This is a genomic window from Akkermansia sp. GGCC_0220, from assembly GCF_017566105.1.
Classification (GTDB): domain Bacteria; phylum Verrucomicrobiota; class Verrucomicrobiia; order Verrucomicrobiales; family Akkermansiaceae; genus Akkermansia; species Akkermansia massiliensis.
This window is the reverse complement of sequence record NZ_JABFCI010000009.1, coordinates 65,959-89,400: the sequence shown is the minus strand read 5'-3', so window position 1 is coordinate 89,400 and position 23,442 is coordinate 65,959. Positions and strand designations below refer to the sequence as shown.

Below are 23,442 nucleotides of genomic sequence, written 5' to 3'. Positions count from 1 at the left end.
CGGGATGGTTCCTGAACAAAAACAAGTCGAGATTCATCAGGATTCGTTCACCGCATAAGCCTGGAAAGCTGCTTTTAATTCTTTTTCTTGCCTCCTCTATACAGAAACTCCGTTTCCTTGGCGCGTCCCAACGTCCGGTCCACCAGTCCGTTGATTTCCCGGTCTTCGTATCCCGCCATCCGGATGTACTGGCGCGCTTCCGCCGCATGGCCGGGAAAGTATCCCACCAGGATGCGAATTAAATCTTCCTCCAGCCATTCTTCTATCTCATATTTCATATCATCATTTCTGCCCTGGGCCACGATGAACTGGTCTTCCCAGCCAAAAACACGTCCCTCCCGGTGCACCTTCCACGTGTTCTTTTCCCCTTCCTTCCATCGCTTCCTCAGCTTTTCTTCGGAAGTCGCCTGGTGCTCCTTCCGGAATCCTTTTAAAATTACCGCTGTATATAACGCGCTGAACTTTCCGATCTCCTTCTGGTTCACGTTCATGCGTCCGGCAGATTCTTTTTTTATAATACGGCTTAGGCATGAAACGGCTACCCTCTTCGTATCCATATCTCTCGTCCTTCTTCCGTATTCCCACGGATGCTCTCCGCTGAAGTCCACCTGGTAGAACGGCGCTGCCGTCACCAGACCGCACAAGTGGTACAGTTCTCGGCATTGTCTTCCCCTCAGGTCATCAATATGGATCACACAATAGATTTGGAACAGACGGGCTGTGCACATGTAGAACAGTTCCAGCTCGTTCTTTTTGAGCATTTCCTGCAGGTGCCAGAGCGGAGGATACGGTTCCTTCACCGGCAGGTACATCCATCCCATCTCCGCCAGCATGCGGTAGCCCGGATACTCGCGGGGCTGGGCCGTTTCCGGATAAGCCAGGGGAAGGCGAGACCCCGGGAGCGTGGCGGCTCCCTGCACCCGGGGCGTGATGCCGGAGCAAAGAAGGATGAGCGGGAGGACGAGGTGGAATGTTTTCATCATTATTGTGGGGATCATTATTTGTTGTCTTGCGGGGAAAACGCATGGGTTCCCTGCTGGGAGTCGCGTTCCACCTGGCATTCAAATTTGGAAATCCATGCATGGACGGCTTTTCTGGTCCTGGGGTCTGTCCACCGGACCTTGAAGCTTTGCGTCACGGTATTGAGCATGTAAACATCCCGGTGCAGAATAGACTGCACGTAACGTTTACATGCCCAATCCCATTTCTGTTCCGGAGCATCCGGACTCAATCCGGCTTTCACCTCATTCATCGTCTTTTTCCATGCTATGGTGTCAATGACCCTGTTGCCGGGATCAATCTGGGACCATGTTTCTCCGGGCCGGTGCCTGCCTCCCAGGGGAGGAAAAGTTTTGTCGCTGGCGTCCGCGTCTTTTTCAATCACATGGATATTCTGGAAATTGACTTTCGTGGGATGGATCGTCAATTCCAGCTGGGCGGAAGCTCCGGGTTTGCCCCGGTCCTGTGCCTCATCCGTGGGAAAACCGGGAAATTTTTCAGCGTCCGCAATCATTCCCCTGCCGCCTCCTTCCTTTTTCCTGTGCTTCCCGGTGATGTGGGTAGGGATGCACACTTCCAGTTTGAGCGGTTTATCGGGCATCTGCTGCGTTTTTGAACCATATGCCCAGACTTTGATCGTATGGTTGTTTCCGACGGTCTTCGGACCCAAATCCTCATTGATGGACAATGTTACTTTACGCTTTCCATCAGTTATTCCCTCAAAGCTGCCCAAATGCGCCCCGTCCGCCAGGCTCCACCTGATGTCCTCATCTTCTCCAATGAGCGCCTTCTTTCCCGTCAACGTCAAGGTAACCTTCTCGCCCATGCCCACGCAGGTCCTTTTTTTATCCTCGTCCTCGTCCGGATTCTGTCCTTCTTCCTTGGCGATGTGGTAATCCGCGGAATACTTATGCGTTTTCGATTCAATCTTCAGACCTTGCATGGGTCCCTCCTCTTCCGCCGTCACACGGCAGGGGCATGCAAGAAGTGCGCCAAAGACGCAGATCTTCATAACAACCTTGTTTTTCAACAACATTCTTGAAAAAGTTTTCCAAAAATACGATTGAAGTCAAGGGAATTCCCATTTTATGCTGATGCCTTGCAGATATGATCCCGTTCCGCCGGGGAAGAAATGATTAGGAAGAGTTAAATAATCGACTGCTTCCGTTCCGCCGGAAACGCCTGTGAGGCTTTTCCTGATGGTGCCGCTTGCGGAAGAAACAGGCGTTCAAGCCGATGTGCGGAAGCTGCCAAAAAGGACGGATGACATTGAAAACGGCTTGAATTTGATGAAATTGAAAAAAAGCGCTTGATTTTTCATCCCCGGCCCTCTACTTATTCCGCCGAACTTATGGCTAAGAAGAGCTGGATCGCAAGAGACAAGAAAAAGGCTGACACCGTCAAGCGCTACGCGGAACTGCGTACGCAATTGAAGGCTGAGAAGGATTATATCGGTTTAACCATGCTGCCCCGCAATGCAAGCCCGACCCGTACGGTCAACCGCTGCCTTGTTTCCGGCCGCCGCCGCGCATTTATCCGCCGTTTCAAGCTTTCCCGTATTTCCTTCCGCGAACTGGCCAACGCCGGCATGATCCCCGGTGTGACCAAGTCCAGCTGGTAAGGGCTGGGAAAGGTTGCAGCCTTATAAAGATTTTGACGCTAGGCTGATTTTTATTTAGCCTAGCGTTTTACTATGCCCATATACGAGTATATTTCCGAAAACCCTGACGACCCCGGCCAGTCCTGCCCGGTGTGCCGCCGCGGTTTTGAATTGCGGCGGCCGGTGGACCGTGCGCCGCTTGAAAAGTGCCTGGTGTGCAAGCACCCGGTGCGCAAGGTCATCAGCCGGATCAATGTGCCGGAGGTGACCAAGCCCCTTTCCGTTTCCGACGCCAAGGCAGCCGGGTTCACCGTGCTGGAGCGCCGGGACAAGGGCGTTTATGAAAAACTGTAACACAAAAGCCGGGAAATATTCCGGCCTCCTTTCCCGTATACTACTTGAAACAGAATGAATGATCCGGACCCTCTGAGTATTCTTGCGGCCTTCGGGGCCGCTGAAGCGCCCGGCGCTGTTCCGGCGCTGGGTGGAATGACGCTGGCGATTGCCGGCTTTATCCTTTTTTTACTGCTGAACGCGTTTTTTGTGGCGGCCGAGTTCGCCCTGATGAAGGTTCGCGAAAGCCAGCTGCACGCCGGGGATGGCGTTCCGGCGCGTACCCGTAGGAAGCTGGCCCGGGCACGGAAGGCGGTCAAGCACCTTGACCTGTATTTGGCCGCCTGCCAGGCGGGCATTACCCTTTCTTCTCTGGCGCTGGGATTTCTGGGCACGTTTTTCGTGGCGGAGCTGACGGCTCCCTTCCTTGTTTCCCTGGGGCTGGGCGGTAAGGTTCCCGTTTACGGCATTGCCCTGGCCGTTACGTTTATTTTCTTTGCCTGCTGCCATGTTATTTTTGGGGAGTTTATTCCCAAGGCCATGGCGGTGCGCCATCCGGACAGGGCCGCTCTGGCGACGGTCCCCCTGCTGCATTTCTTTTACACGGTGTTCAAATATACGGGCATTCTTGGCCTGACGGACGGAATTGCCCGGTTTGTGCTGAAGTACCTGCTGGGTATCGATCCCCGCTCCACGGCCTGCACGGTTCACAGCACGGATGAACTGATGTACCTGGTGGAGGAAAGCGAACGTTCCCGAGAGCTGACGAAGCAGGAGGCGGAGATCTCCAAGAATGCCCTTGAACTGAACGACATGTGCGTCAAGGACGTGATGACGCCGCGTTCCGAAGTGGACGTGATGGATTTGACGGCTCCCTTTGAGGAGAACTGGGAACTTGCCCGGAAGTCCCGCCATACCCGTTTCCCCCTGGTGGAGGGCGACCATCTGGACGAGGTGAAGGGCTGGGTGCACGTCAAGGATCTGCTCAAGCTGGTAGGGCAGGAAAATCCGGACCTTAGAAGCGTGCGGCGTGAGTTGCGCGTGGTGCCGGATACGATGCCTCTGGACAGCCTTCTGACGTTCTTCCTGAAAGAGCATGCCCATTTTGCCCTGGTGGTGGATGAGTTTGGTGATTCCATCGGCCTGGTGTTCCTGGACGATGTGCTGGAACAGATCGTGGGGGACGACATTCAGGATGAGTTTGACCAGGAGGAAATGCGGGAATTCGTCAAGACCGGCAAGGATACGTATGCCGTGAACGGAGCCGTTACCCTGTTTGACTTGGCGGATTACCTGCCTGAAATGGACCTGGATTGCCCGGGCGTCACCACCCTGGGCGGTTACGTGATCAGTCGGCTGGGCTACATTCCGGAAGAAGGGGAGGAATTGAAGATTGGCCGCTACCGGGCCGTAGTGACGGGGTCGGACGGCAGAAGAATCACGCAGATTCTGCTGACCCGCCTTCCGGAAGAACAGGAGGAGGAATGAGGCCATGACGGAAAAGTCACACCCGGATATGAGTTTTGAAAGGGAGGCCCGTTCCTCCGGTTTTCTTTATGTGGCCGGGGTGGATGAAGCCGGCCGCGGCCCTTTGGCCGGCCCCGTGGTGGCCGGGGCCGTCATTCTGCCTGAACTGCCGGAGGAACTGTCCGGGTTGAATGATTCCAAGCAATTGACCGCGGCTAAGAGGGAACGCCTATTCCTGGCTCTGCTGGATTGCGAACAGGTGGCCTGCTCCGTGGGAATGGCTTCCGTGGAGGAAATAGACCGTCTCAACATCCTGAAAGCCACTCATCTGGCCATGGCGCGCGCCGTGGAAGGACTGGCCCCGCATGCGGATTTCTGCCTGGTGGACGGCTTGCCCGTCAAGGGGCTTCCCGTTCCGCACCGCGCTATCGTGAAGGGAGACGGCAGGAGCCTTTCCATTGCCGCCGCCAGCGTGCTGGCCAAGGTGACGAGGGACCGCATGATGACGGAGGCGGATGCCTCCTATCCGCAGTACGGTTTTGCAAAACACAAGGGATATGGCACGAAAGCCCACATGGAAGCCCTGCGGAGGCATGGGCCCTGTCCGCTTCATCGCCGCTCGTTTGCGCCGGTTTCACAAATGGAACTGTCCATTCCTGAATAGGAAGGAGCGGGATACGGCATGGCTGGGAATGTACGGGGAACTGGCAGCGGCCTCTTTCCTGCGTGGGGAAGGGTTTTCCGTTTTAAGGAGGAATTGGCGTCCCGTCAGGGGCGGGGAACTGGACCTCGTGTGCCGGGACGGGAACTGCCTGGTTTTTGTGGAAGTGAAAACCCGTACGGGAAACAGTTACGGGGGAGCCCGCCGCGCCGTGGACGCCCGCAAAAGGGCGCTGATACGGCGGGGAGCGGCGGAATGGCTCCGCCAGCTTCCGGAACCGGTTCCCTCCCGTTACGATATTGTGGAAGTCCTGTACCGGGAGGGGAAGCCCCCGGAATTCAGGCATATACGCGGAGCGTTCAGGGAGAAGGATTTGCCCGCTTCATGAAAAGCGCCGCAGGCGCAGGGCGTTCAGAATGACGGATACGGAGCTCAGGCACATGGCCCCTGCCGCAATGACGGGAGAAAGCAGGATGCCCCAGAAGGGATAGAGGATGCCGGCGGCTATGGGGATTCCCAGAGCGTTGTACACGAAGGCGAAACCCAGGTTGGATTTCATGTTTTTCACGGTGGCGGTGGAAAGGGCGAAAGCCTTGGAAATCACCAGCAGGTTCCCCTTCACCAGGGTGACGCCGCAGCTCTGCATGGCTACGTCCGATCCCGTTCCCATGGCGATGCCCACATCCGCTTCCGCCAGTGCGGGAGCGTCGTTAACGCCGTCCCCCGCCATGGCGACCACGGCGTTCCCGCTTTTCAGGGAGGCGATGAGCGCCTGCTTGTCCGCCGGTGTCATTCCTCCGTGGAATTCGGAAATGCCCAGATCCCTCGCCACGGCTTCCACCGTCGCGGGCGCGTCCCCGGAGGCAATGATGATGCGGATGCCGCGCGCAGTAAGGTCCGCCAGGGCCTGGCGCGTGTTTTCTCGGATTTTATCCGCCAGGGAGAAGGCTCCCGCCGCCTGGCCGTCCACCGCGGCAAAGACGGTAACACGGCCCTGTCTCCGCTGTTCTTCCACCCACGGAGCCAGGGAGGAGATGTCTACGCCCCGCTTCTGCATCATGTCTGCGGTGCCTACGCAAACCTTGCTGCCCTGGAAAGTCCCGGCCACGCCGCCGCCCGGGAAGGACTGGAAATCCTCAATGGGCGACAGGGTGAGCTTTTCCTCCGCCGCCTTCTGGAGGAAAGCGCGCGCGATGGGGTGTTCGCTGTTCTGCTCCAGAGAGGCGCACCGGGCGAGCAGCGCGTCCATATTCACGTTGTTCCCCGTGGTTACGTTGACCAGGGATGGCCTGCCTTCCGTGAGGGTGCCTGTCTTGTCCATCACCAGGATATTGACCTTGTGCATGGTTTCCAGAGCGGCCGCGTCCCGGAAAAGGATGCCCAGGGAGGCCGCCTTTCCGGAAGCCACCATCATGGACATGGGAGTAGCTAGGCCAAGCGCGCAGGGGCAGGCTACGATCAGGACGGCGACGGCGTTCACCAGCCCGTGCGGCCAGGATGGCTGCGGCCCCCAGAATCCCCAGGCGAAAAACGTGAGAACGGCAATGAGCACCACCGCAAGCACAAAGTAGCGCGCCACCTTGTCCGCCAGCCTTTGCATGGGGGCCTTGGTCCGCTGGGCCTGGGCCACCAGGTTGACGATACGCGCCAGGACGGTGTCATTCCCCACGTTCTGCGCCGTCATGGTGAAGGTGCCTGTGGTGTTCAGCGTGGCGCCGATCAGCTTGTCGCCGGGAACGTGGGAGACGGGAATGGGTTCTCCGGTCAGCATGGACTCGTCTACATCGCTTCCCCCGTCCTTCAGGACGCCGTCTACCGGAATCTTTTCTCCCGGTTTCACTCTCAGCACGTCGCCGGTCTGCACGTCCTTCAGGGGAATGTCGCTTTCCACCCCGTTGGGGAGTACCAGATGGGCGGTGGCGGGGGCCAGATTCATCAGGGCCCTGATGGCTTCCGCCGTACGGGACCTGGCTTTCAGTTCCAGCACCTGGCCCAGAAGGCTGAGGGAGATGATGATGGCCGCCGCCTCATAATAAACGGGAACATGCCCGTCATGGATAAAAACGGCGGGAAACCAGCCGGGCACGATGGTAGCGGCCAGGCTGTACAGAAAGGCGATGGAGGTTCCGGCGCCGATCAGCGTCCACATATTGGGATTGCGGGTCTTGATGGAATCCCATCCCCGGACCAGGAGCGGCTCTCCCGCCCACAGGACCACGGGGATGGCCAGGAACAGTTCCACCCAGTTCTGGACTCCGGCGTTCATCCAGCGCGCAAGATGGCCGCCCATGGAAATAATGAAGATCAGGACGACGAAAGGCAGGGAAAAATAAAAACGCCTGCGGAAGTCATTCAGCTCCGTATCGTCCCGGGCGTTTGCGGAAGGGAGCAGCGGTTCAAGCGTCATGCCGCAGATGGGGCATGCTCCGGGATGATTCTGCCGGATTTGAGGGTGCATGGGACAGGTGTACACCGTACCGGGAGCGGCGGCCGCAGATTCCATGGCAGAGGAATGGTCCATGTCTTCATGGTGGTGCATGGGCATGTCCATGCCGTGTCCGGCGTCCGGAGGGTGGGCAAGAGCTTCTTCCGGCGCTGCCGTGAATTTATCCCGGCAGGAACGGCTGCAGAAAAAATAGGTTTTCCCCTGATAGCCGGCCTTCCAGGGAGTATCTTCCCCGACTTGCGCTCCGCAGACGGGGTCCGTGTGTCCGGAAGCTCCATGCCGGGCATGCGGGCTGTTGGTCATATCCATACGGAAAGTGAGACAATTCCGGGACCCTTTCCGTTCCGGGACAGCCATGATTGGAAAAACCGCGGAAGCGGCTTCAAGCCCGCATTTCTCCATGCGGGCACAGATTGCGCCTGTCTATTATATATAGTGCAGGAGGAAAAATCATTCCGCCCTGAGCGCCAGAATGGCTTCCATGAAATCCTGGGGAATATCCATGCGGGCCAGTTCGTCCTGAAGAATGACGCCGTTGGCCCCGGCGTCCAGCATGCGGCGCGCGTCTTCCACGGTGCGGATGCCTCCTGCGGCCAGGACGGTGACGGAGGCGGGAATTTCTTCAATGAGTTTTTCCGTAACCGCCGGATTGGCCTGGAGGGTATGCGGGTCCGCATTGTTGATGCAGACGAATTCCGCTTCCAGGTCCATGGCGGTTTCAAGCTCATTCAGGGTATGGACTTCCATCATCACGTCCAGTCCCAGCCCGGAGGCCATGCGGTACAGGTCTTCCAGGTCCTTTTCCGGCAGGGCGGCCGCCACCAGGTTGACGGCGTCCGCTCCCGAGACGATGGCCTGGCAGATCATGGCGGGATGGATGAAAACGTCGCGCGCCATGACGGGGACAGTGCTGATTCTGGAAATGGTGGAAACCATGTCCCAGGAACCGCCGTATACCTCCGGTTCCACGGCGATGGAAATGCCCTGCGCGCCGCCCTGGATGAACATGCCGTACAGGTGGCGGAGGTCCTGGTTTGACTCCCGGAGGTTGAGGACGGGATGGACCCTGGACATTTCCGGGACGACGGAAAGACGGTTTTCCCCAAGGTCCACCGCCGTGCGGAATCCCGCATAGTCATTCCTCTGGATGGCGGAGGCCCGCAATTTCCCTTCCAGGGGAAGGATTTTTTTCAAGTCGGCGCGTTTGCGCTCCAGAATGCTGTTTAAATAATCCATATGTTACTTTTTGGGCAGGAAATAGGAACGTTGCTTTTCGGAAATGGGGAGGCCGGCCTGTTCCATGACGCACAGCATGTCTTCCCAAACCTTTCGTTTTTCTGAAATATCCTCCGTGCGGAGGAGGTAGCTGGGATTGTAAGTAACGCGCACAGGCGTGTCGAAAGCCGTGTGGAACGTCCCCCTCAGGGCGGAAAGCGGCGTCTCTCCGGATTGGAGGATGCCCCTGGCCGCGATGGCGCCCAGGGCTACCACCACTTTCGGGCGCACCAGCATGATTTCCTCCCGGAGAATGGGGAGGGACACCTCTATCTCCCGGTCCGTGGGCGGCCGGTTGTTGGTAAGCTGGCGGGGGAGGGCGGGGCGGTACTTGACCAGATGGGTCAGGTAAATGTCCGTACGGGAAAGCCCCATGGCTTTCAGCATGGCGTCCAGCTTCTGTCCGGAGGGGCCGGCCAGGGGAACGCCCTGCTTTTCTTCATACAGGCCGGGGGCGTCCGTGACCATCATGATGTCCGCCCTGGGACTGCCGGAGGAAAAGACGGGCGTGTCCCGCAGGGACTCCATATTCCGAAGCGGCGGCCAGTTGACGACCAGTTCCCGGAGGGAGGACAGTTTCTCTTCCTCCGTTTCACCTTCCAGGGCAAAGGAAATATGGCGGGGCAGCGCGGCTTCCTCCTCCGTTCTGCCCGGCTGTACTCCGTTGAGGATGTCCCGGAGTTCGTTGCCGAAGGAAACTTCATCCACGGAGTCCGGCGGCTGGCCTGGAATTTCCGGCGGCGGCTGCGTTTCTCCGGAAACAGGGGGGGCGGAAACGGAAGAGGGGATTTCCCCCCTGGCGATCCACCGTGCGTCCATGACCCATTTCCTCAAGACCGTTCTGGCCTCCTCCGTGACGGCAGCCTTCTCCACGCCCCGGGATAACAGGGCGCGCAGATAGTCCAGCGTGAGGTGTTGGGGCAGGCCGGCAGACATGTTTGTTCCGGAGTGTAATCTATTTCCGGAGGGATGCAACAGCCCATTGGGTGTGCGCCCGGCCGCCGGGAGCAGGAGGCTTGGCGTCATCTGAAGAGCGTCGCAGGAAGGAGGGGAAAGAGAAAAAAGGAAGGGCTGTCATGAAATTTTCCCTCTCTTGCCCATGGATGCCGTTCAACGGGGCAATGCCCGACTGCAAGCAGGCATGCTTGTTCCGGGGCCGTTTTGCCGGAAGCGGGGAATTGATTCGTTCGCCTTCCGGCTTTCCTTGCTCTTCAGGGTTGAAGCTTCGTTTTCCGTCCAACCGGGCTTTTCCGGTTCCCGCTCCGGAAAAATTGCAGGAGAAAACGGGAGGATCCCTTTCCTGCGCGGCGCGGGCTGTTCCCCGCATCTTTCTTTTTCTTGGCATGGAAGTTTCTCCAGAATTTGAAAAACTGCTGCAAGACGGGTTACAGGATGTTTTTTCAATCAGGCCTGCATGCCTTTTTTTTCTATAGCTTTCCCATGGCCGGAGCATGCCCCGGTAAAAATCCCGTGTCCCGAATCCTTATTGCCGGGAAACGTTCTTCCCAACCTCTTCCCGAACCCTGCATTGCGGCATATTGGGAAGCAGGAAGGGCGCAGATAAGGAAACGGGAAAGGAAAAATTCACGTGGAAGCCTGAACAGCAAAGGGAAATTCGTTCAAGGGGAGACGCGATTTTTCCATCTATGACGGCCTCCCGGAATTGGGCCCATTGAACTTTTTTAGGGAATCTTTTGAAGGATTGAGGTCGATTTTTTCTTATATCATCTTTATAGTAAGCAAGATGTATTAAAAATAAAAAAGTGTGTCGTGATGTGATAGAAAAAGATGTTTCGTGAAGTATATTATTTGTCATGATATGACAAAAATGCGGCATGTTTTATATATTGCTTATTTTTAGCGTTTTATATTAATAGATTTTCCTTGTTTGGAAGGGGGTCGGTGAAAAAAAAGGATTGCCAAGGCAGAAATTATTTCGTACCCAAGAGCCGCCGTTGCCGATTTTTCGGCTTCCGCACATGGCCTGAAGGTTCTGCCGGAGTGACTGCCATGTGTATGGCGCCTAACCTCATACCGCATGAATTTAAGAATAATTGCCACCCTGTCTTGTGCCGTCGCGGCCATGTTTGTCAGCAGCTGCTCGACAAACGGAGCTGTAACCGGCATGGGGAAATCCAGTAGTGACGCCCTTGTTTTGGCCCGTGTAGGTGAAAATGCCCAGGGATTTGTTCAGCCCCTGGCGCCGAGCCGTTCGGCAGTGCCTTCTTCCAAGCTCCCCAAACTGGGGCGCGACAAACACAAGATGCCGTTTTACCACCCCGCCCAGCGCACCCGTGTAGTACGCACCACGGCTTATACCCATTCCGAACGTGACCACCTGGCCTACGGACCCCGGAATGCCGTTGGCACGACGCTGAAATACACTTCTTCCGTGCGCAGCGCCGCTGCGGACTGGTCCGTTTACCCTCTGGGAACAACCTTCCGCATCAAGGGGCAGCCCTATCTCTACGTCGTTGACGATTACGGGAGCGCCCTGGTCGGCACCGGAACCATTGACATTTACCAGCCTAACAAGAAGCTGATGAAGGAATGGGGCCGCCGCTATGTGGAACTGACCATCGTCCGCTGGGGAGATCCCGCCAACAGTCTGGAAGTGCTCGGCAGCCGCCGCGGCTACAGGCACTGCCGCGCCATGTATGCGGCCCTGCAGCACCGCGTGTCCAAGGGGCTTTACGCCAAGGCTGACTGACCGGATTCCTGAACCCTTTAACCCGGGCGCCGCCATTCATCACATGGCGGCGCTTTTTTATTTTCCGGCGTGCGTGCAGGATGGTAATCTGGCGGCATGGATACGAAAAAACGGGCTTCCATTGTCCAGGAGGAACTCATGTCCCTGTATGGGAACCCTCCCATTCCCCTGGCGCACCGCGACGCCTACACCCTGCTGGTGGCGGTTCTTCTGTCCGCCCAGTGCACGGACAAGCGTGTAAACCTGGTGACCCCGGCCCTGTTCGCCCTGGCTTCCACTCCGGAGGAAATGGCCCGGCAGGATGTGGAAGCGGTCCGGGAAATCGTGCGGCCCTGCGGCCTCTCGGAAAGGAAGGCGTCCGCCATCGTGAACCTCAGCCGCATCCTGGTGGAAAAATACCAGGGGCAGGTTCCCTGCGACTTTGCGGCCCTGGAATCCCTTCCTGGGGTGGGGCATAAAACGGCCTCCGTCGTCATGACCCAGGCCTTCGGCGTTCCTGCCTTTCCGGTGGATACGCACATTTTCCGCCTTTCCCGGCTGTGGGGGCTGAGCAAGGGGAAAACGGTGGAAGCCGTGGAACGTGACTTGAAAAGCCTTTTCCCTGAAAATTCATGGGGGGATCTTCATTTGCGCATCGTCTTGTACGGGCGTGAATACTGCTCTGCGCGGGGTTGCGGAGGGCGCTGTCCGATCTGCAGCCGGCTGGCCCGGGAAGACGGTTCCGCGGGTGTCTGAATTTTTGCCAGGGCCCGAAATGAATGCTTGCAAGTCTGAATTTGCATGCTTTAATACACCAGTATCTTTTCGAACAACCATATAACTTAAATTATGAAGAACCTTTTTAGACTGGGTTTCCGTTTCGCCGCATTTGCTTCCGTCCTGATGGCCGCGTTTTCTACATCCGCCTTTGCTCAGGAAGCTGCCGAAGCCGCTGTTCCGCAGGAACAGACCATGCTTGACAAATGGATCATCGCCGGTGGTTGGACCATGATCCCGATTATGCTGGTGGAAGCCTTCATCGTTTTCCTGGTAATCTACAACATGGTGGCTCTGAAAAAGGAAAAATTCTGTCCGGAAGACCTCAAGGTCACCCTGCTGCAGCTGATGGCCGAATGCCGCATCCGCTCCGCCATTGAAGTGGCAGCCGGCAGCCCCACCTATCTGGGGCGCCTGGTTGCATATGCCCTGCCGAATGTGGACGCCACCCGTCCGGAAGACCTTGGAAAGGACGCCATTGAAGACGCCGTAGCCGACTTTACGGCCAATGAAAGCCGTTCCGTATTCAAATGGATTAACATGCTGGCCCTTTGCGCGCAGATTTCCCCCATGCTCGGCCTCTTCGGTACGGTGCAGGGGATGGTGGGCGCGTTCGGCACGCTGTCAAGCGCCGGACAGGCAGACCCCACCCAGCTTGCCGGTGACATCTCCGTGGCTCTTCTGACGACCTTCTGGGGCTTGATCAACGCCATTATCGCCACGCCGTTCTTCTTCTTCCAGAAGGGCATCGCCAACGCCCATATTGCCGAATGCGTAGGCACCGTGCAGGAAATGGTGAACACCTCCATCAACGTGGTGAACGCCGAAGCCCAGCTTGCCCGCATTCCCGAAGGCCTGGCCTGATCGCCGGGAAAGACGGTCCGGTCCGGAAGTTTCCGCCCAGGCGGAGCCGGGCCGGAGAATCTCAACCAAATGTAGCTTATGGGTAAGAAAAAAGCCAATGTAGCGGCCGACGAAGAGAGCGGGGAAATGGATATGTCCCCCATGATCGACATGGTTTTCCTCCTGTTGATCTTCTTCGTGGTGAACGCTACGGCCATTACCGTTAAAAAGGATAAGAACATTCAAATGCCCACGGCCAGCAGTTCCGGTGAAGTGAAATCCGCCAACGGCTGCATCGTGGTGAATGTGTACGGTGAAGGGGATGGAAAGCGTCCCGCCGGCATGGATCCCAACGTTCGCTGGGCTTCCGATGTCAGTGCGCCGCTCAACTCTCCGGATGAACTGAAGGAATATATCAAAAACCTTGCGGAACGCTTCAAGGACAAGCAGGACTTTGAAACCCGCCTGTATCTGCGCGGCGACCAGAAGGCCCTGTTCAAGGGCTCGCGGGAAGTGATTCGCGTGGCTGCGGAATGTGGCGTGGTCAAGGTGATCTTTGCCGTATTGCCTGCCAAAAATTCCTCTGCTGCAAACAAGGACGAATAACATTACGCGCTATGGCAAGACATAAAAAATTGGAGATGGTTGAGGATGAAGATCCCAAGCTGGATATTTCCTCCCTTATCGACGTGTGCTTCCTTCTGTTGATTTACTTCCTTGTGGCGACCTCCCTGATTCAGGAACGCAAGCTGGACATGTCCATGCCGGGGCAATCCGTGAGCGATACCGCCTCCCAGATTGAACCGGCGCTGATCCGCATCATCAAGGACGGCACCATTTACTGGGGCAAGGACAACAGCCTGATGATTGACAATGACATGAATAACCATAACCTGGCGACCCTCGTGCAGCAGCTGGAAGCCAAGAAACAGGAAGCCAGCGCCGTAGGCACCAAGCCGGTAGTTCAGTTGTGGGTGGAGGGCGATGTTCCCCACCAGCGCGTCATTGACGTCATGAACGCTTTGACGGAAGCAGGAATTACCACGGTGGCCCTGACCGACCTCAAGGACGACTAAGCCATTCACGGATGGACCGTGTTATTGATGTTCGGCTTCCCTGCAAGAGTGTGGAAGTGGCCCGCTGTCTTTTTTTCTTATGGTCTGGTCAAATCATGCAGCCCGGTGGGGGGCAATCCTGATCGTCTTCTCGAACGCCGTTCAGGCATTACCGTTGAAGGCGTCTCAGGAATCGGGCGCCTGCCGCAGCATCCCGGTTTCCGAGACGGCAGGATGTAGTGTGCGGCGGGGAGAGGAAGGCCTTCAGATGCGGGAAGATGAACATTCCGGAGAAATCAGGTCCTCCTTCGGCAACATCGTGATCAATGTGTATGGCAAAAAGGAGGACAGGCGTCCGGAAGGTATTGATTCCAGTATCCGCTGGGGATCCGGCTCCCATGAGCCTCTCCATTCCCCGGAAGAACTAAAGAAACATATCAAGAAGCAGGCAGAACAGCTGAGGGCAAAGGGCTGTAAGGAGCCTTTCCTCTATCTGCGCGGTGACCGGAAGGCTCTCTTCACGGATTCCCGCGAAGTTATACAGGTTGCCGCAGAATGCAATGTGAAGAGGGTTCGTTTTTCCGGACCTCCTGTTGCAGCAGTTCCAGGCATTCCTGAAAGGCCGCAGAGCGGGACGGTTTCATCAATGCCGTCCGCTTCCATTTTTCTTCTTCCGCATGCTCTCTTTTACGGTAACGGGAATGGCCTTTTTTATCCTCTGGTGGAGGAGAAAGGGAGCCTGGGGGTTATCGTCGAGTGGCTGAAAAACAAAAAGCGGAGCGCGGGGAGGGCGGGAGGCAGGGTAGTGGTTCAGTTAATGGTGGCTGGAGATGTTCCCAATCAGCGCGCCGCAGCTGTCATGGATGTTTTGATGAGAGCCGGGATGGACTCAGTGGTCCTGAAAACTTTCAAGGATAGTTGAGAGAGGGGCGTTCATTTCGTTAATGGCCGGAATTTGCTCCGGCTCGGAATGCCGGATCTTTTTTTGAAAGAGCAGGATTCTCAGAGATAAAAAGGCCTTTTTGGTTCCAAACCCAATCCTCCCTTAAGGGAACGCGAGCAGGAAGAACTTTCTTGCAAGGATGACTAAAAATACAGAACTTTCTGCTTTAGAGTTTGCAGCATCCTGTTAGAATGACGCAATCCATTACAGATAGGTGCATTCCGTGCATTTGCACAGATATTGTACCTATTCTATTATCTCTTCTGTTTCAACGAATTTTAAACACATGATCAAATCAAACTATACTACTGCACTGGCTGCAGGCCTGGTTTCCGTGGTGAGCATTGGGGCGGCGCTCCCGTCCAGTGCCCAGCATGGCCCGCGCGATTACCAGCGCACGGCCCTGACCGCCATGAAGGAAGGCAAGTGGCAGGAAGCCCTGGATGCCGTGGACCGCTGCATCCGCGTTTATGAACCCCGTATCAAGACGCTGGGGCTGGATGACGGCTTCGGCTGGTTCTATTACCAGAAGGGCGTCTGCCTGGCCCAATTGAAGCAATACAAGGAAGCTGTGGAAGCGTTCAAGGCGTGTTACACCAAGTTCCCGAGCGCCAAGAACCAGCTCGTGAAAATGGCCCTGTTCCGCGAGGGGGAAAACTATTGCCGCCTTGGGGATTTTGCCAAGGGCGCGGAGCTGCTGGAGAAATTCCTGAAGGAATACCGCAGCGACCCTGTAGCCCGGAATGTCAATGCCGGTGAAGTGCAGGGACTGCTGGCCCAGTGTTATTTCAAGATGGATCCGCCCGCCTTTGAGAAAGGGCTGGAAAACCTTACCTCCTGCGTCACCTCCCGCTACAAGGGGCGCCGCATTACGGATGCCGTCATCACCAACGGCTTCCTGGCGATGGTGGATGCCGCCATCAAGACCGGCAAATGCCAGGAAACGGTAAAATTTGTGGAAGCCCATCCTTCCGTGATGAACATCAGCCCCACCCGCGTGGCGCTGTACGCTCCCCGGCTGGTGAGCTACATTGCGGAAGTGCTGGAAAAATCCCGCGCCCTTCTCCAGGAAGGAAAGCAGAAGGAGTCTGAAGACTACGCCTCCCTGGCAATGGTGCTGATGGGCCTCCTGCCCGACCAGGCCGGAGTGCTGGCGGACGCCAACCATTCCCTGGACCGCCTGGGACGCGCCAACGGCGCCGTGCCCGGCGTGACGGACCTCTCCCATACGCTGGACAGGACGAAGGTGACCGCCCTGATTGACCAGTTCAACAAGATGAAGGAGGAAGGGAAGGTCATGGACGCCTTCACGTTCAGTTTCATGGGCAACCAGGCCCTGGTGCATGGTTCCCAGCGGGTCGCCCGCGCCGCTTACCAGCTTATCAATGAATCCTATCCGAACGCCCCGGGCAGGGAGGACAACCTCTATTACCTGGCCATGACTACCTGGCAGTTGGGAGAAGCGGACAAGGGCGGCGAGCTTGTGGCGCAGCACCTGAAGGAATTCCCGAATTCCAAGTATGCCCCCATGCTGAACACCCTGTCCCTGGAAGGACTGCTGAAGGACAAGAAATTCGATCTCTGCGTCCAGCAGGCGGACAAGGTCATGGAGCTGCACAAGGACGACCCCACTCACAAGTTCTATGAATTGGCCCTGTACTGCAAAGGCGCCTCCCTGTTCAACCTGGGGGCTGCGGACGCCGCCCGCTACAAGGAAGCGGTGCCGGTGCTGGAACGCTTCGTGAAGGAATACCGTGACAGCACCTACCTGAAAACGGCCATGTACCTGCTGGGTGAAACCTACACGAACCTGGGCAATACGGATGAAGCCATCCAGGCCTTCACCAATTACATTGCCCGTTTCCCGGACAAGAATGACGCCAATATGGCCGCCGTGCTTTATGACCGTGCCTTCAACTACCTGAACCGCAAGAACCCCGGAGACGAGGAGCTTGCCACGAAGGATGCGAAGGAAATCGTGGACAACTTCAAGGAGCACCGCCTGTTCCCGTATGCCAACAACCTGCTGGCGAACCTGTATGCCGGCAGCAAGGAGCATGAACAGGAAGCGGAAGGCTATTTCCTGGCCGCTCTGGAATCCGCCAAAAAGCTGGGCGACAAGCGCCCCGCCGCGGAAGCCGTGTACAACCTGCTCATCAATGCCACCAAGAAACCTCTCCCCGTAGAACCGAAGGAAGCCGTGGAAGCGGCCAGGACGGCGCGACGGGACGAAGTCAAGAAGTGGTATGACGAGTACTGGAAGAACAGCGACCAGCCCGGCAGCCGCTACAGCCTCCAGCTGGCTGCCGCAGCCATGGACTTTTTCAAGGACGACAAGGAGATGTTTGACCCCGCGTCCGTCAAGATGCAGGAAGTCATTGTGAGGGAAGGCAAGAAGGACGATCCCAAGATGACCGTTCTTCTGGAGGAAGCCGTCAACTCCTACACCAAGACGTACATGGCCGGCAATCAGGCGCTGGGCCGCAATCTGGACGCCAACGCCATGCGCAACCACTTCTACCGGTTCCCCGGCGTGGACAATGACAAGGACAAGACGCTGAGCGCCATGCTCCGCATGGCCGTCATTGCCCAGACGCAGGAACGGTATGAAAAGGCTCCCACGGAAACGGACGAACAGCGTGCCGAGAAGGCCGCTCTGGAAGGTCTGGTCAAGCAGCTCTTCGTGGAGCTGAAGCGGGACTTCAAACCTTCCGACCTGCCTCCGTACACGCTCGTGAAGCTGGGTGTCCACCTGGCCAATACGTCCCAGCCGGAAGAAAGCATCGCCTACTTTGATGAAATCCTGGACCCGTCGGAACCTGATCCGGTGCGCAAGAAGGCCCGCATCAACGGCATGTCCAAGTACCGCAAGAATGCGGTCTTCGGGAAGGCCGTTGCTCTGGGCCGCAGCAAAGATAACGCCAAGGTGGAAACCGCCATCAAGATGATGAAGGATGAACTCAGCAAGGAGGAATCCAGCGCCAACCCGGACCGCAAGGCCATGGAAGACGCCCAGTACAACCTGGTCAAGTTCACCTCCGCCCGCCAGGACTGGCCGTCCGTCATTGCCGCCGCCGACAAGTACCGCGAGAACAAGTCCTACAAGAAGAATCTGCCGGAAGTCCTCTACCTGCAAGGTGAAGCCTACCTGAAGCAGAACGAGCTGGACAAGGCCCTGATCAACTTCATGAACATCACGGGCACGTACAAGGGCCTCGTGAAGTGGTCCGCTCCCGCCGTGCTTGCACAGATGGATACGCTGTGGAAGAGGAACACGATGTCCCAGGGGGCGGGCAAGCAGCCGTCCGACAGGTATATCGCCTGGAAGGCCGGCAGCCAGTATGTGCAACTGCTGGATACTCCCGCCAACCGCAAGAAGATGACGGCAGAAGACAGTGCCCTGGTCAACGAGGTGAAGGATAAGACGGCCAAGTTCGGCTCCGATCCCGCCGTCAGCCAGGAACGGGCGGACATCGCCGCCTATGAAGCCGCCATACGCGCCGCCAAAGGCCAGAAGTAACAACAAAAGGTTTAGCAATCAACAATATGAAAGCACTTTCAGTAATAATGGTATTGGCCGGCTTGTCCACCCTGGTTCCGGCTATGGCTCAGAATGCCCAGAATCCCCAGCGCCTGCGCGCCAGGGCTGCCGCTCCGGCCATCAAGAATGGCCGCCCGACGGATATTTACATTCTTTCCGCCAACGGCCCCATGGTCCAGTTTGTGGAAAGCAGGGAATCCCAGGAAGTCCTCCAGCAGATGGCCAGCGCCTTCAAAACGCTGTACATCTTTGAAACGGATGATTTCGTGGACGCCAAGGTGGCTATGGAAAACCGGAAATACCAGGACGCCCGCAACAAATTCCACGCTCTGGTGAACAAATATGCCTCCACGCTTTCCATCAAGGACAGCCTGTCCGCCCGGGCGGCCGTCTATGAATTGGAGTGCGCCATGCGCATGATGGACTGGGCCGGGGTCAAAGGCCTGCTGGCCAAGTTCCCCGTAAGGGGTTCCAATCTGTCTCCCTCCGCCCAGGATGATCTGGAGGTTGCCAAAATCATGGCCCTGATTCCGGACAAGGACTGGAACGGCGTGAAAAGCCGTGCCGCCTCTTTCCTGGCCACCAAGAAAAATGCCACTCGCCTTCAGCAGGCGCGGATGAAGTATGCTCTTGGGGCCGCCGCCATGGTAGCCCAGGATTGGAATAAGGCTCTGGATTACTTTGCGGAAGCCCTGGTGCTGCTGCACGGTTCCGATGAAGAACTGGCCTCCGCCTGCGTGGTGCGTTCCCTGGACTCCTACCTGCACATGCCGGATGTGGCCAAGTTCCTGGAGGATTCCGCCGTGACGGCTGCCGTGGAAGCCAGAAAACACAATCCTGAAACCGTGATTCCCGACTTGCAGATGAAGGCCCGTCCCGCGCACGTCAAGGAAGCGGCCGCGCTGTACCGCCTGCATGAACTGATGCTTCCGGACAGGAAGCTGCCGGCCAAGTACGACGGGTTTGCGGTTTCCTACAAGCATCCCGCTGCCGTTGCTCCGGCCCAGACTCCCGCTCAGGCGCCTGCCCAAGCCCCGGCACAGGCTCCCGCCCAGCCGGAGAAAAAGTAGTAACGAACTGACGCGGCGGGTTTTCTGCCAGCCGCCTTCCATTCAACAAGGACTGTCTCCCCTTCACAGGGAGACAGTCCTTTTTTGTACTTCGTTCCCTCATGAGGGTACCGCATCCCTACTGTCCGGAATGGCTGCCGCGCCTTAGGGGACGCTGCACGTTTTCCGGAGACATTTTTTCATTGGGAAAATGCGGAAGAGCCGCTGGCAGGGAGAGAACAAGAGCGGTTAAAAAACGGTGCGTACCGTAGGGAGGGGCTCTCTTGAGCGCAGACTTGCGGAAAAATATGAGGTGGCGGCTGCGGGCGCGTGTTCCACAAGGAAGAAAAGACAGTTTTTTGCAGATGATGCAGTTTCCGGGACTTTGTGCGGAGATGCCTGGAAAGCCATATTCCGTATGTTTTGCCCTGGCGCGGGGAAGGAGAAACGGCGTTGTTGATGATAGGGGGCCGGAACAGGGAAACCGGTGCGGCTGTTGCGGCTTCCATGACTGTTTGGGGTTTGCCTCCCCCTCAAGCTGAAAGCCGGGAATGAAGAATTCCGCATGGACGGCCAGCCGGCCACTCAACGCCGGAGAGGGAACAGGGGGCAGGAAGGCCGTTGCGCGGCGCTGTCCTCCGTTAGAAGGTATCCTTTTGTTGGTTTTCTGCCCCCATGTACGGAACGCCCCTGCGTCCGGGAAAAAAGCTCGTCTTTTCAGAAGCTTTATTTTTCCCGTGCAGGGTCATTCCCTGTTGGAGGATTTGGGGGGTCCGGAAGAATGATGTCAGGCCGCAGTGCGCCGGCGCCGCAGCATGGAGAGGGAAAAGCCGAACAGGCCCAGGGCAGCGGCAGCCGGTTCCGGCGTGTTGAAATTGACGCCTACGTAGCCATCCCGGCTCATATCCAGCTTATACCCTCCTTCCGTCCGTACTTCCAGCCCTTCCAGGCTGATGCCGTTCCCTGCCAGTTTGAAGTAAACCATGCCGGACCCATCCACCGGAAGAGCGTCCGGAGTTCCCATCAATTGAAGGATTACATTGTTGAATAAAAGAGAGCCGGAGGCTGTGGAATTCCCCTCCAGGCTGAACAGGGGCTTGTCCTGGCTCAGGGAGGCCATATCCAGGGTAATGGTCAGGTTTTCCAGGGTGACGGAAGCGCCCGGGGAAAGGGATGAGCCCTGGATGCTGATGGAATGGAAGTTTTTCAAATCGCTTGAAAACGTGAGGTCCGTCTCCGCCGGTTGGAAGACCATGATGTTGAAGCCCGCTCCTCCGTCCACGCTGCCGTTCACTGTTCCGCCGGAATAGGAAAATACATCGTCGCCGGAACCCATGACCACCGCCTGGCCGCTGCCTCCTGTAATGGTTCCTCCTTCCATGAAGATGCAGTTCTCCCTGTCGCTGACAATCCTGATGCCCACGCCGTTGGAGCCTGTTCCCTCAATGGTGCCGCTGTTGGTGATCCGGATGGCTTCAAAGGCATTGCCGCCGTCGGAGTCATCCACCAGAATGCCGTAGGCCTGGCCGTTCGTGTTGGAATTGGAAGCCGTGATGGTCCCGGTATTGGTTACGACGCCCCCGCCGATGGCAAGGCCGTCCGCACTGCCGAAGGAGTCCTTGGCAATAATCGTGCCGGAATTGGTCAGGTTTACGATGTAATCCACGTCCACGCCGTCGCCGTCCAGGGTGGTTGCGTCTCCGGTGCCGCTGATGACGCCGTCTTTGCCGTTAACCACGGTGACCACGTACTTGTCGTCCTGCTGGAGGGCGGCGTTCCAGTCCCAGTTCAGGCCGGAACCTCCCCTGCCTTCAATCCTGCCGTTATTGCTGATGGCGGCTTTCCCTTCTCCGGTAACTCCGTGTTTCATGCCGGTGATTTTCCCTCCGCTGTTGTTGGCAAGGTCCAGGCCATGGGCAAAGGTGTCAATGCCGTCGTCTTCCGGATCGTAATGCTTGGCCGTGATGCCGTTTTCCCCCGCAGCCGTGGTTTCAATCGTGCCGTTGTTGACCACAGTGGCGTTATTGCCCAGTTTGACGGCTCCTTTCTGACCGGCGGAAATGGTACCGTTGTTGGTGATGGTGGCGGACGTGTTGATCATGTAGCGCAGGTCGATGGCCTGTTTTTCCGTTCCGGTCATCGTGCCGGAATTGGTCACGCTGATCAACTGTCCCGTTATTCCGTTTTCCATGTCCTGGTCCAGGACAAGGGCGCTTTTTCCGGAAATCCTGCCTCCTTCCATTACCTCGATCTCAAGGGCGGACTGGATGGGGTCTTTCAGGTTGACGGCATTTTTGGCGACGTTCAGGAATCCGGTTCCCGTGACGGTCAGTTTGCCCTCCGTCATGTTGACGGCCTTGGTCTGGGCGTCGCTGATGGTCTGGTCCGCAAGGGAGGGCGCGGCAAGCAGAACCGCCGCGGCCAGGGTCGTGGCTGTGGAATAAAGATGGTGTGCCTTCATGGTGACAAGCTCCGCAGGTTAACGGGAGCGACGCCACCATGCCAGAACGGACGCGCGGGAGGGAAACCCGTTCGTGCAACAAGTTTGCCACGGGGAATGGCGCGAAGCAGGGAGGAAAGGAAGAAGGACGCCTACCGCAGGACGGGGGCGCTTTTCACTTCCTCCGTCCATTTCCTGTACAGGTCCGGGGAAATTTCGGAGGGCTTGATTTCCGAGCGTTCGCCCCAGAAGACGGCCGTATGCAGGACGGGAATGCCTGAGGCGTCCAGATGGCGGTCAATCGCCGCCTTGTGTTCCAGCACGGCGTTTTTTTCCAGGCCGTGCACCACGCCCATGATCTGCGCCCCGCCGAAGATGTCCCCTCCGGTTCTCCAATAGCAGTGGGTCATGCAGATGTGGCGTCCGCATTCCGCTCCCGCCCGGATTTCCATGCCGGCGGGAACCGTCCAGTGGAACAGCCCGTTGTATTTGGTGACGGGGCCGTCGTTCGTTCTGGTCCGTACATGTTCCAAAAAGGTGGCGAAGCGGCCGATGACCTGCTTCCGGTCCAGCTCTTCCGCCGTGCGGCAGTATTCCTCCGGTTCCAGGCCAGCCTGGGCGGCGCGGAGGGCCCAGGGGTCTTCCACCATTTCCTCCGGCCTGAGCTGTTCCTTGACGGAGAGGAGCACCTTCCATTCCAGCCCGGAGAGGGAGACGGTTTTCGTTTCCTGCATGGGGGCCGGTTCCGGAGTCTTGTCCCCGGGCCGGAGGCCCCTGCGGCGCATGTGCCCCACGCCCAGCGCAAAAACGCCGCGGGCGGGCAGCAGGACATAGTCGTCCGCGCCGATGTGGCGTTTCAGTATCTCGCAGTGTTCCTCCAGCGTGCCGCAGCCCACAGGCACCTTGACCGTGGTCCAGAGCCTGTATTGGGCGCCGGGATTGGCCGCATCCGTGTTGCGGAGCACCACGTGGCCCGTGAAGGGGTCATGCTCCTTCATCCAGTCAAAGGCCGCATCCAGGTTCTTCTCCGGCAGGGACCATGCCACCAGGGCCCCCTGGGCGAGCTTGGTAGCCAGCAGCGTCTGGCGCACGCGGCGCACCACTCCGGCTTCCATCATGGCTTTCAGGCGCTGGATGACTACCGGGACCGGGTGGCCGCATTGCTCGGAAATGGCATGGAAGGGGAAGCGCCGGAAGCCCTTGACGCGGTCTTCCGCCACCATCAGGATGTCCGTGTTGACGGGATCGTTCGGAGAGGAGGGAATGCTGTTCATGACGGGTCAAAAAAAGGCCGGGCGATGGTGTCGCCCGGCCCGGAAAGCCG

At 57.6% G+C, this 23,442-nt stretch carries 21 protein-coding genes; 14 read left to right on the top strand and 7 right to left on the bottom strand.

What is annotated here, in order from left to right:
• Positions 1 to 74 precede the first annotated feature (74 nt).
• Positions 75 to 983, bottom strand: coding sequence for a hypothetical protein (locus HJW02_RS08130; protein ID WP_102722844.1), 909 nt, complete (start codon positions 981 to 983; stop codon positions 75 to 77).
• Between the two features lie 14 nt (positions 984 to 997).
• Entirely contained in the window at positions 998 to 1,942 is a 945-nt protein-coding gene (locus HJW02_RS08125) for a hypothetical protein (protein ID WP_146017845.1), read from the bottom strand.
• 408 nt (positions 1,943 to 2,350) lie between these two features.
• On the opposite strand from HJW02_RS08125, the gene rpsN reads away from it, so the two are divergent.
• From rpsN to HJW02_RS08100, 5 genes are all read left to right on the top strand, one after another.
• Positions 2,351 to 2,620, top strand: a complete 270-nt coding sequence (rpsN, locus tag HJW02_RS08120; RefSeq protein WP_022397607.1) for a 30S ribosomal protein S14 — start codon at positions 2,351 to 2,353, stop codon at positions 2,618 to 2,620.
• 72 nt (positions 2,621 to 2,692) lie between these two features.
• Positions 2,693 to 2,953, top strand: a complete 261-nt coding sequence (locus HJW02_RS08115) for an FmdB family transcriptional regulator (RefSeq protein ID WP_012419609.1) — start codon at positions 2,693 to 2,695, stop codon at positions 2,951 to 2,953.
• A gap of 54 nt (positions 2,954 to 3,007) precedes the next feature.
• Positions 3,008 to 4,420, top strand: a complete 1,413-nt coding sequence (locus HJW02_RS08110; RefSeq protein ID WP_102722846.1) for a hemolysin family protein — start codon at positions 3,008 to 3,010, stop codon at positions 4,418 to 4,420.
• A 28-nt stretch (positions 4,421 to 4,448) separates the two neighbouring features.
• On the top strand, positions 4,449 to 5,063 hold the full coding sequence (locus tag HJW02_RS08105) for a ribonuclease HII (protein WP_240454354.1): 615 nt from the start codon (positions 4,449 to 4,451) through the stop codon (positions 5,061 to 5,063).
• Positions 5,064 to 5,091: 28 nt separating this feature from the next.
• Positions 5,092 to 5,448, top strand: a complete 357-nt coding sequence (locus tag HJW02_RS08100; RefSeq protein WP_102722848.1) for a YraN family protein — start codon at positions 5,092 to 5,094, stop codon at positions 5,446 to 5,448.
• On the opposite strand, the gene HJW02_RS08095 is transcribed toward HJW02_RS08100, so the two are convergent.
• From HJW02_RS08095 to HJW02_RS08085, 3 genes are all read right to left on the bottom strand, one after another.
• Positions 5,443 to 7,815 carry a heavy metal translocating P-type ATPase gene (locus tag HJW02_RS08095; RefSeq protein ID WP_180971847.1) on the bottom strand — a complete coding sequence of 791 codons (2,373 nt, stop codon included), beginning with the start codon at positions 7,813 to 7,815 and terminating at the stop codon, positions 5,443 to 5,445. The genes HJW02_RS08100 and HJW02_RS08095 overlap by 6 nt on opposite strands.
• 141 nt (positions 7,816 to 7,956) lie before the next feature.
• A complete protein-coding gene (locus HJW02_RS08090; RefSeq protein WP_022397601.1) occupies positions 7,957 to 8,742 on the bottom strand; it encodes a glycerol-3-phosphate responsive antiterminator in 786 nt (261 codons plus the stop codon).
• 3 nt (positions 8,743 to 8,745) lie between these two features.
• The gene (locus tag HJW02_RS08085; RefSeq protein WP_180971100.1) at positions 8,746 to 9,717 is read right to left on the bottom strand and encodes a uracil-DNA glycosylase; all 972 of its coding nucleotides are present in this window, start codon (positions 9,715 to 9,717) and stop codon (positions 8,746 to 8,748) included.
• 140 nt (positions 9,718 to 9,857) lie between these two features.
• On the opposite strand from HJW02_RS08085, the gene HJW02_RS08080 reads away from it, so the two are divergent.
• The 9 genes from HJW02_RS08080 (at position 9,858) to HJW02_RS08040 (ending at position 19,699) form a co-directional block, all read left to right on the top strand.
• On the top strand, positions 9,858 to 10,214 hold the full coding sequence (locus tag HJW02_RS08080) for a hypothetical protein (RefSeq protein WP_146018262.1): 357 nt from the start codon (positions 9,858 to 9,860) through the stop codon (positions 10,212 to 10,214).
• Positions 10,215 to 10,819: 605 nt separating this feature from the next.
• Entirely contained in the window at positions 10,820 to 11,491 is a 672-nt protein-coding gene (locus HJW02_RS08075) for a 3D domain-containing protein (protein WP_240454353.1), read from the top strand.
• Positions 11,492 to 11,587: 96 nt separating this feature from the next.
• The gene (gene nth / locus HJW02_RS08070) at positions 11,588 to 12,226 is read left to right on the top strand and encodes an endonuclease III (RefSeq protein ID WP_102722851.1); all 639 of its coding nucleotides are present in this window, start codon (positions 11,588 to 11,590) and stop codon (positions 12,224 to 12,226) included.
• Between the two features lie 93 nt (positions 12,227 to 12,319).
• Complete coding sequence (locus tag HJW02_RS08065) at positions 12,320 to 13,111, top strand: MotA/TolQ/ExbB proton channel family protein (protein ID WP_022397596.1); 792 nt, start codon at positions 12,320 to 12,322, stop codon at positions 13,109 to 13,111.
• A gap of 78 nt (positions 13,112 to 13,189) precedes the next feature.
• On the top strand, positions 13,190 to 13,696 hold the full coding sequence (locus HJW02_RS08060) for a biopolymer transporter ExbD (RefSeq protein WP_022397595.1): 507 nt from the start codon (positions 13,190 to 13,192) through the stop codon (positions 13,694 to 13,696).
• Positions 13,697 to 13,707: 11 nt separating this feature from the next.
• Entirely contained in the window at positions 13,708 to 14,166 is a 459-nt protein-coding gene (locus tag HJW02_RS08055; protein ID WP_022397594.1) for a biopolymer transporter ExbD, read from the top strand.
• 79 nt (positions 14,167 to 14,245) lie between these two features.
• A complete protein-coding gene (locus HJW02_RS08050) occupies positions 14,246 to 15,067 on the top strand; it encodes a hypothetical protein (RefSeq protein ID WP_146018261.1) in 822 nt (273 codons plus the stop codon).
• A 307-nt stretch (positions 15,068 to 15,374) separates the two neighbouring features.
• Positions 15,375 to 18,608, top strand: coding sequence for a tetratricopeptide repeat protein (locus tag HJW02_RS08045; RefSeq protein WP_102722854.1), 3,234 nt, complete (start codon positions 15,375 to 15,377; stop codon positions 18,606 to 18,608).
• A 26-nt stretch (positions 18,609 to 18,634) separates the two neighbouring features.
• A complete protein-coding gene (locus tag HJW02_RS08040) occupies positions 18,635 to 19,699 on the top strand; it encodes a hypothetical protein (RefSeq protein ID WP_146017847.1) in 1,065 nt (354 codons plus the stop codon).
• Between the two features lie 766 nt (positions 19,700 to 20,465).
• Here HJW02_RS08040 and HJW02_RS08035 read toward each other — a convergent pair.
• Complete coding sequence (locus HJW02_RS08035) at positions 20,466 to 22,139, bottom strand: hypothetical protein (protein WP_102722855.1); 1,674 nt, start codon at positions 22,137 to 22,139, stop codon at positions 20,466 to 20,468.
• 131 nt (positions 22,140 to 22,270) lie between these two features.
• Positions 22,271 to 23,392, bottom strand: a complete 1,122-nt coding sequence (locus tag HJW02_RS08030; protein WP_102722856.1) for an AsnC family transcriptional regulator — start codon at positions 23,390 to 23,392, stop codon at positions 22,271 to 22,273.
• Positions 23,393 to 23,442 lie beyond the last annotated feature (50 nt).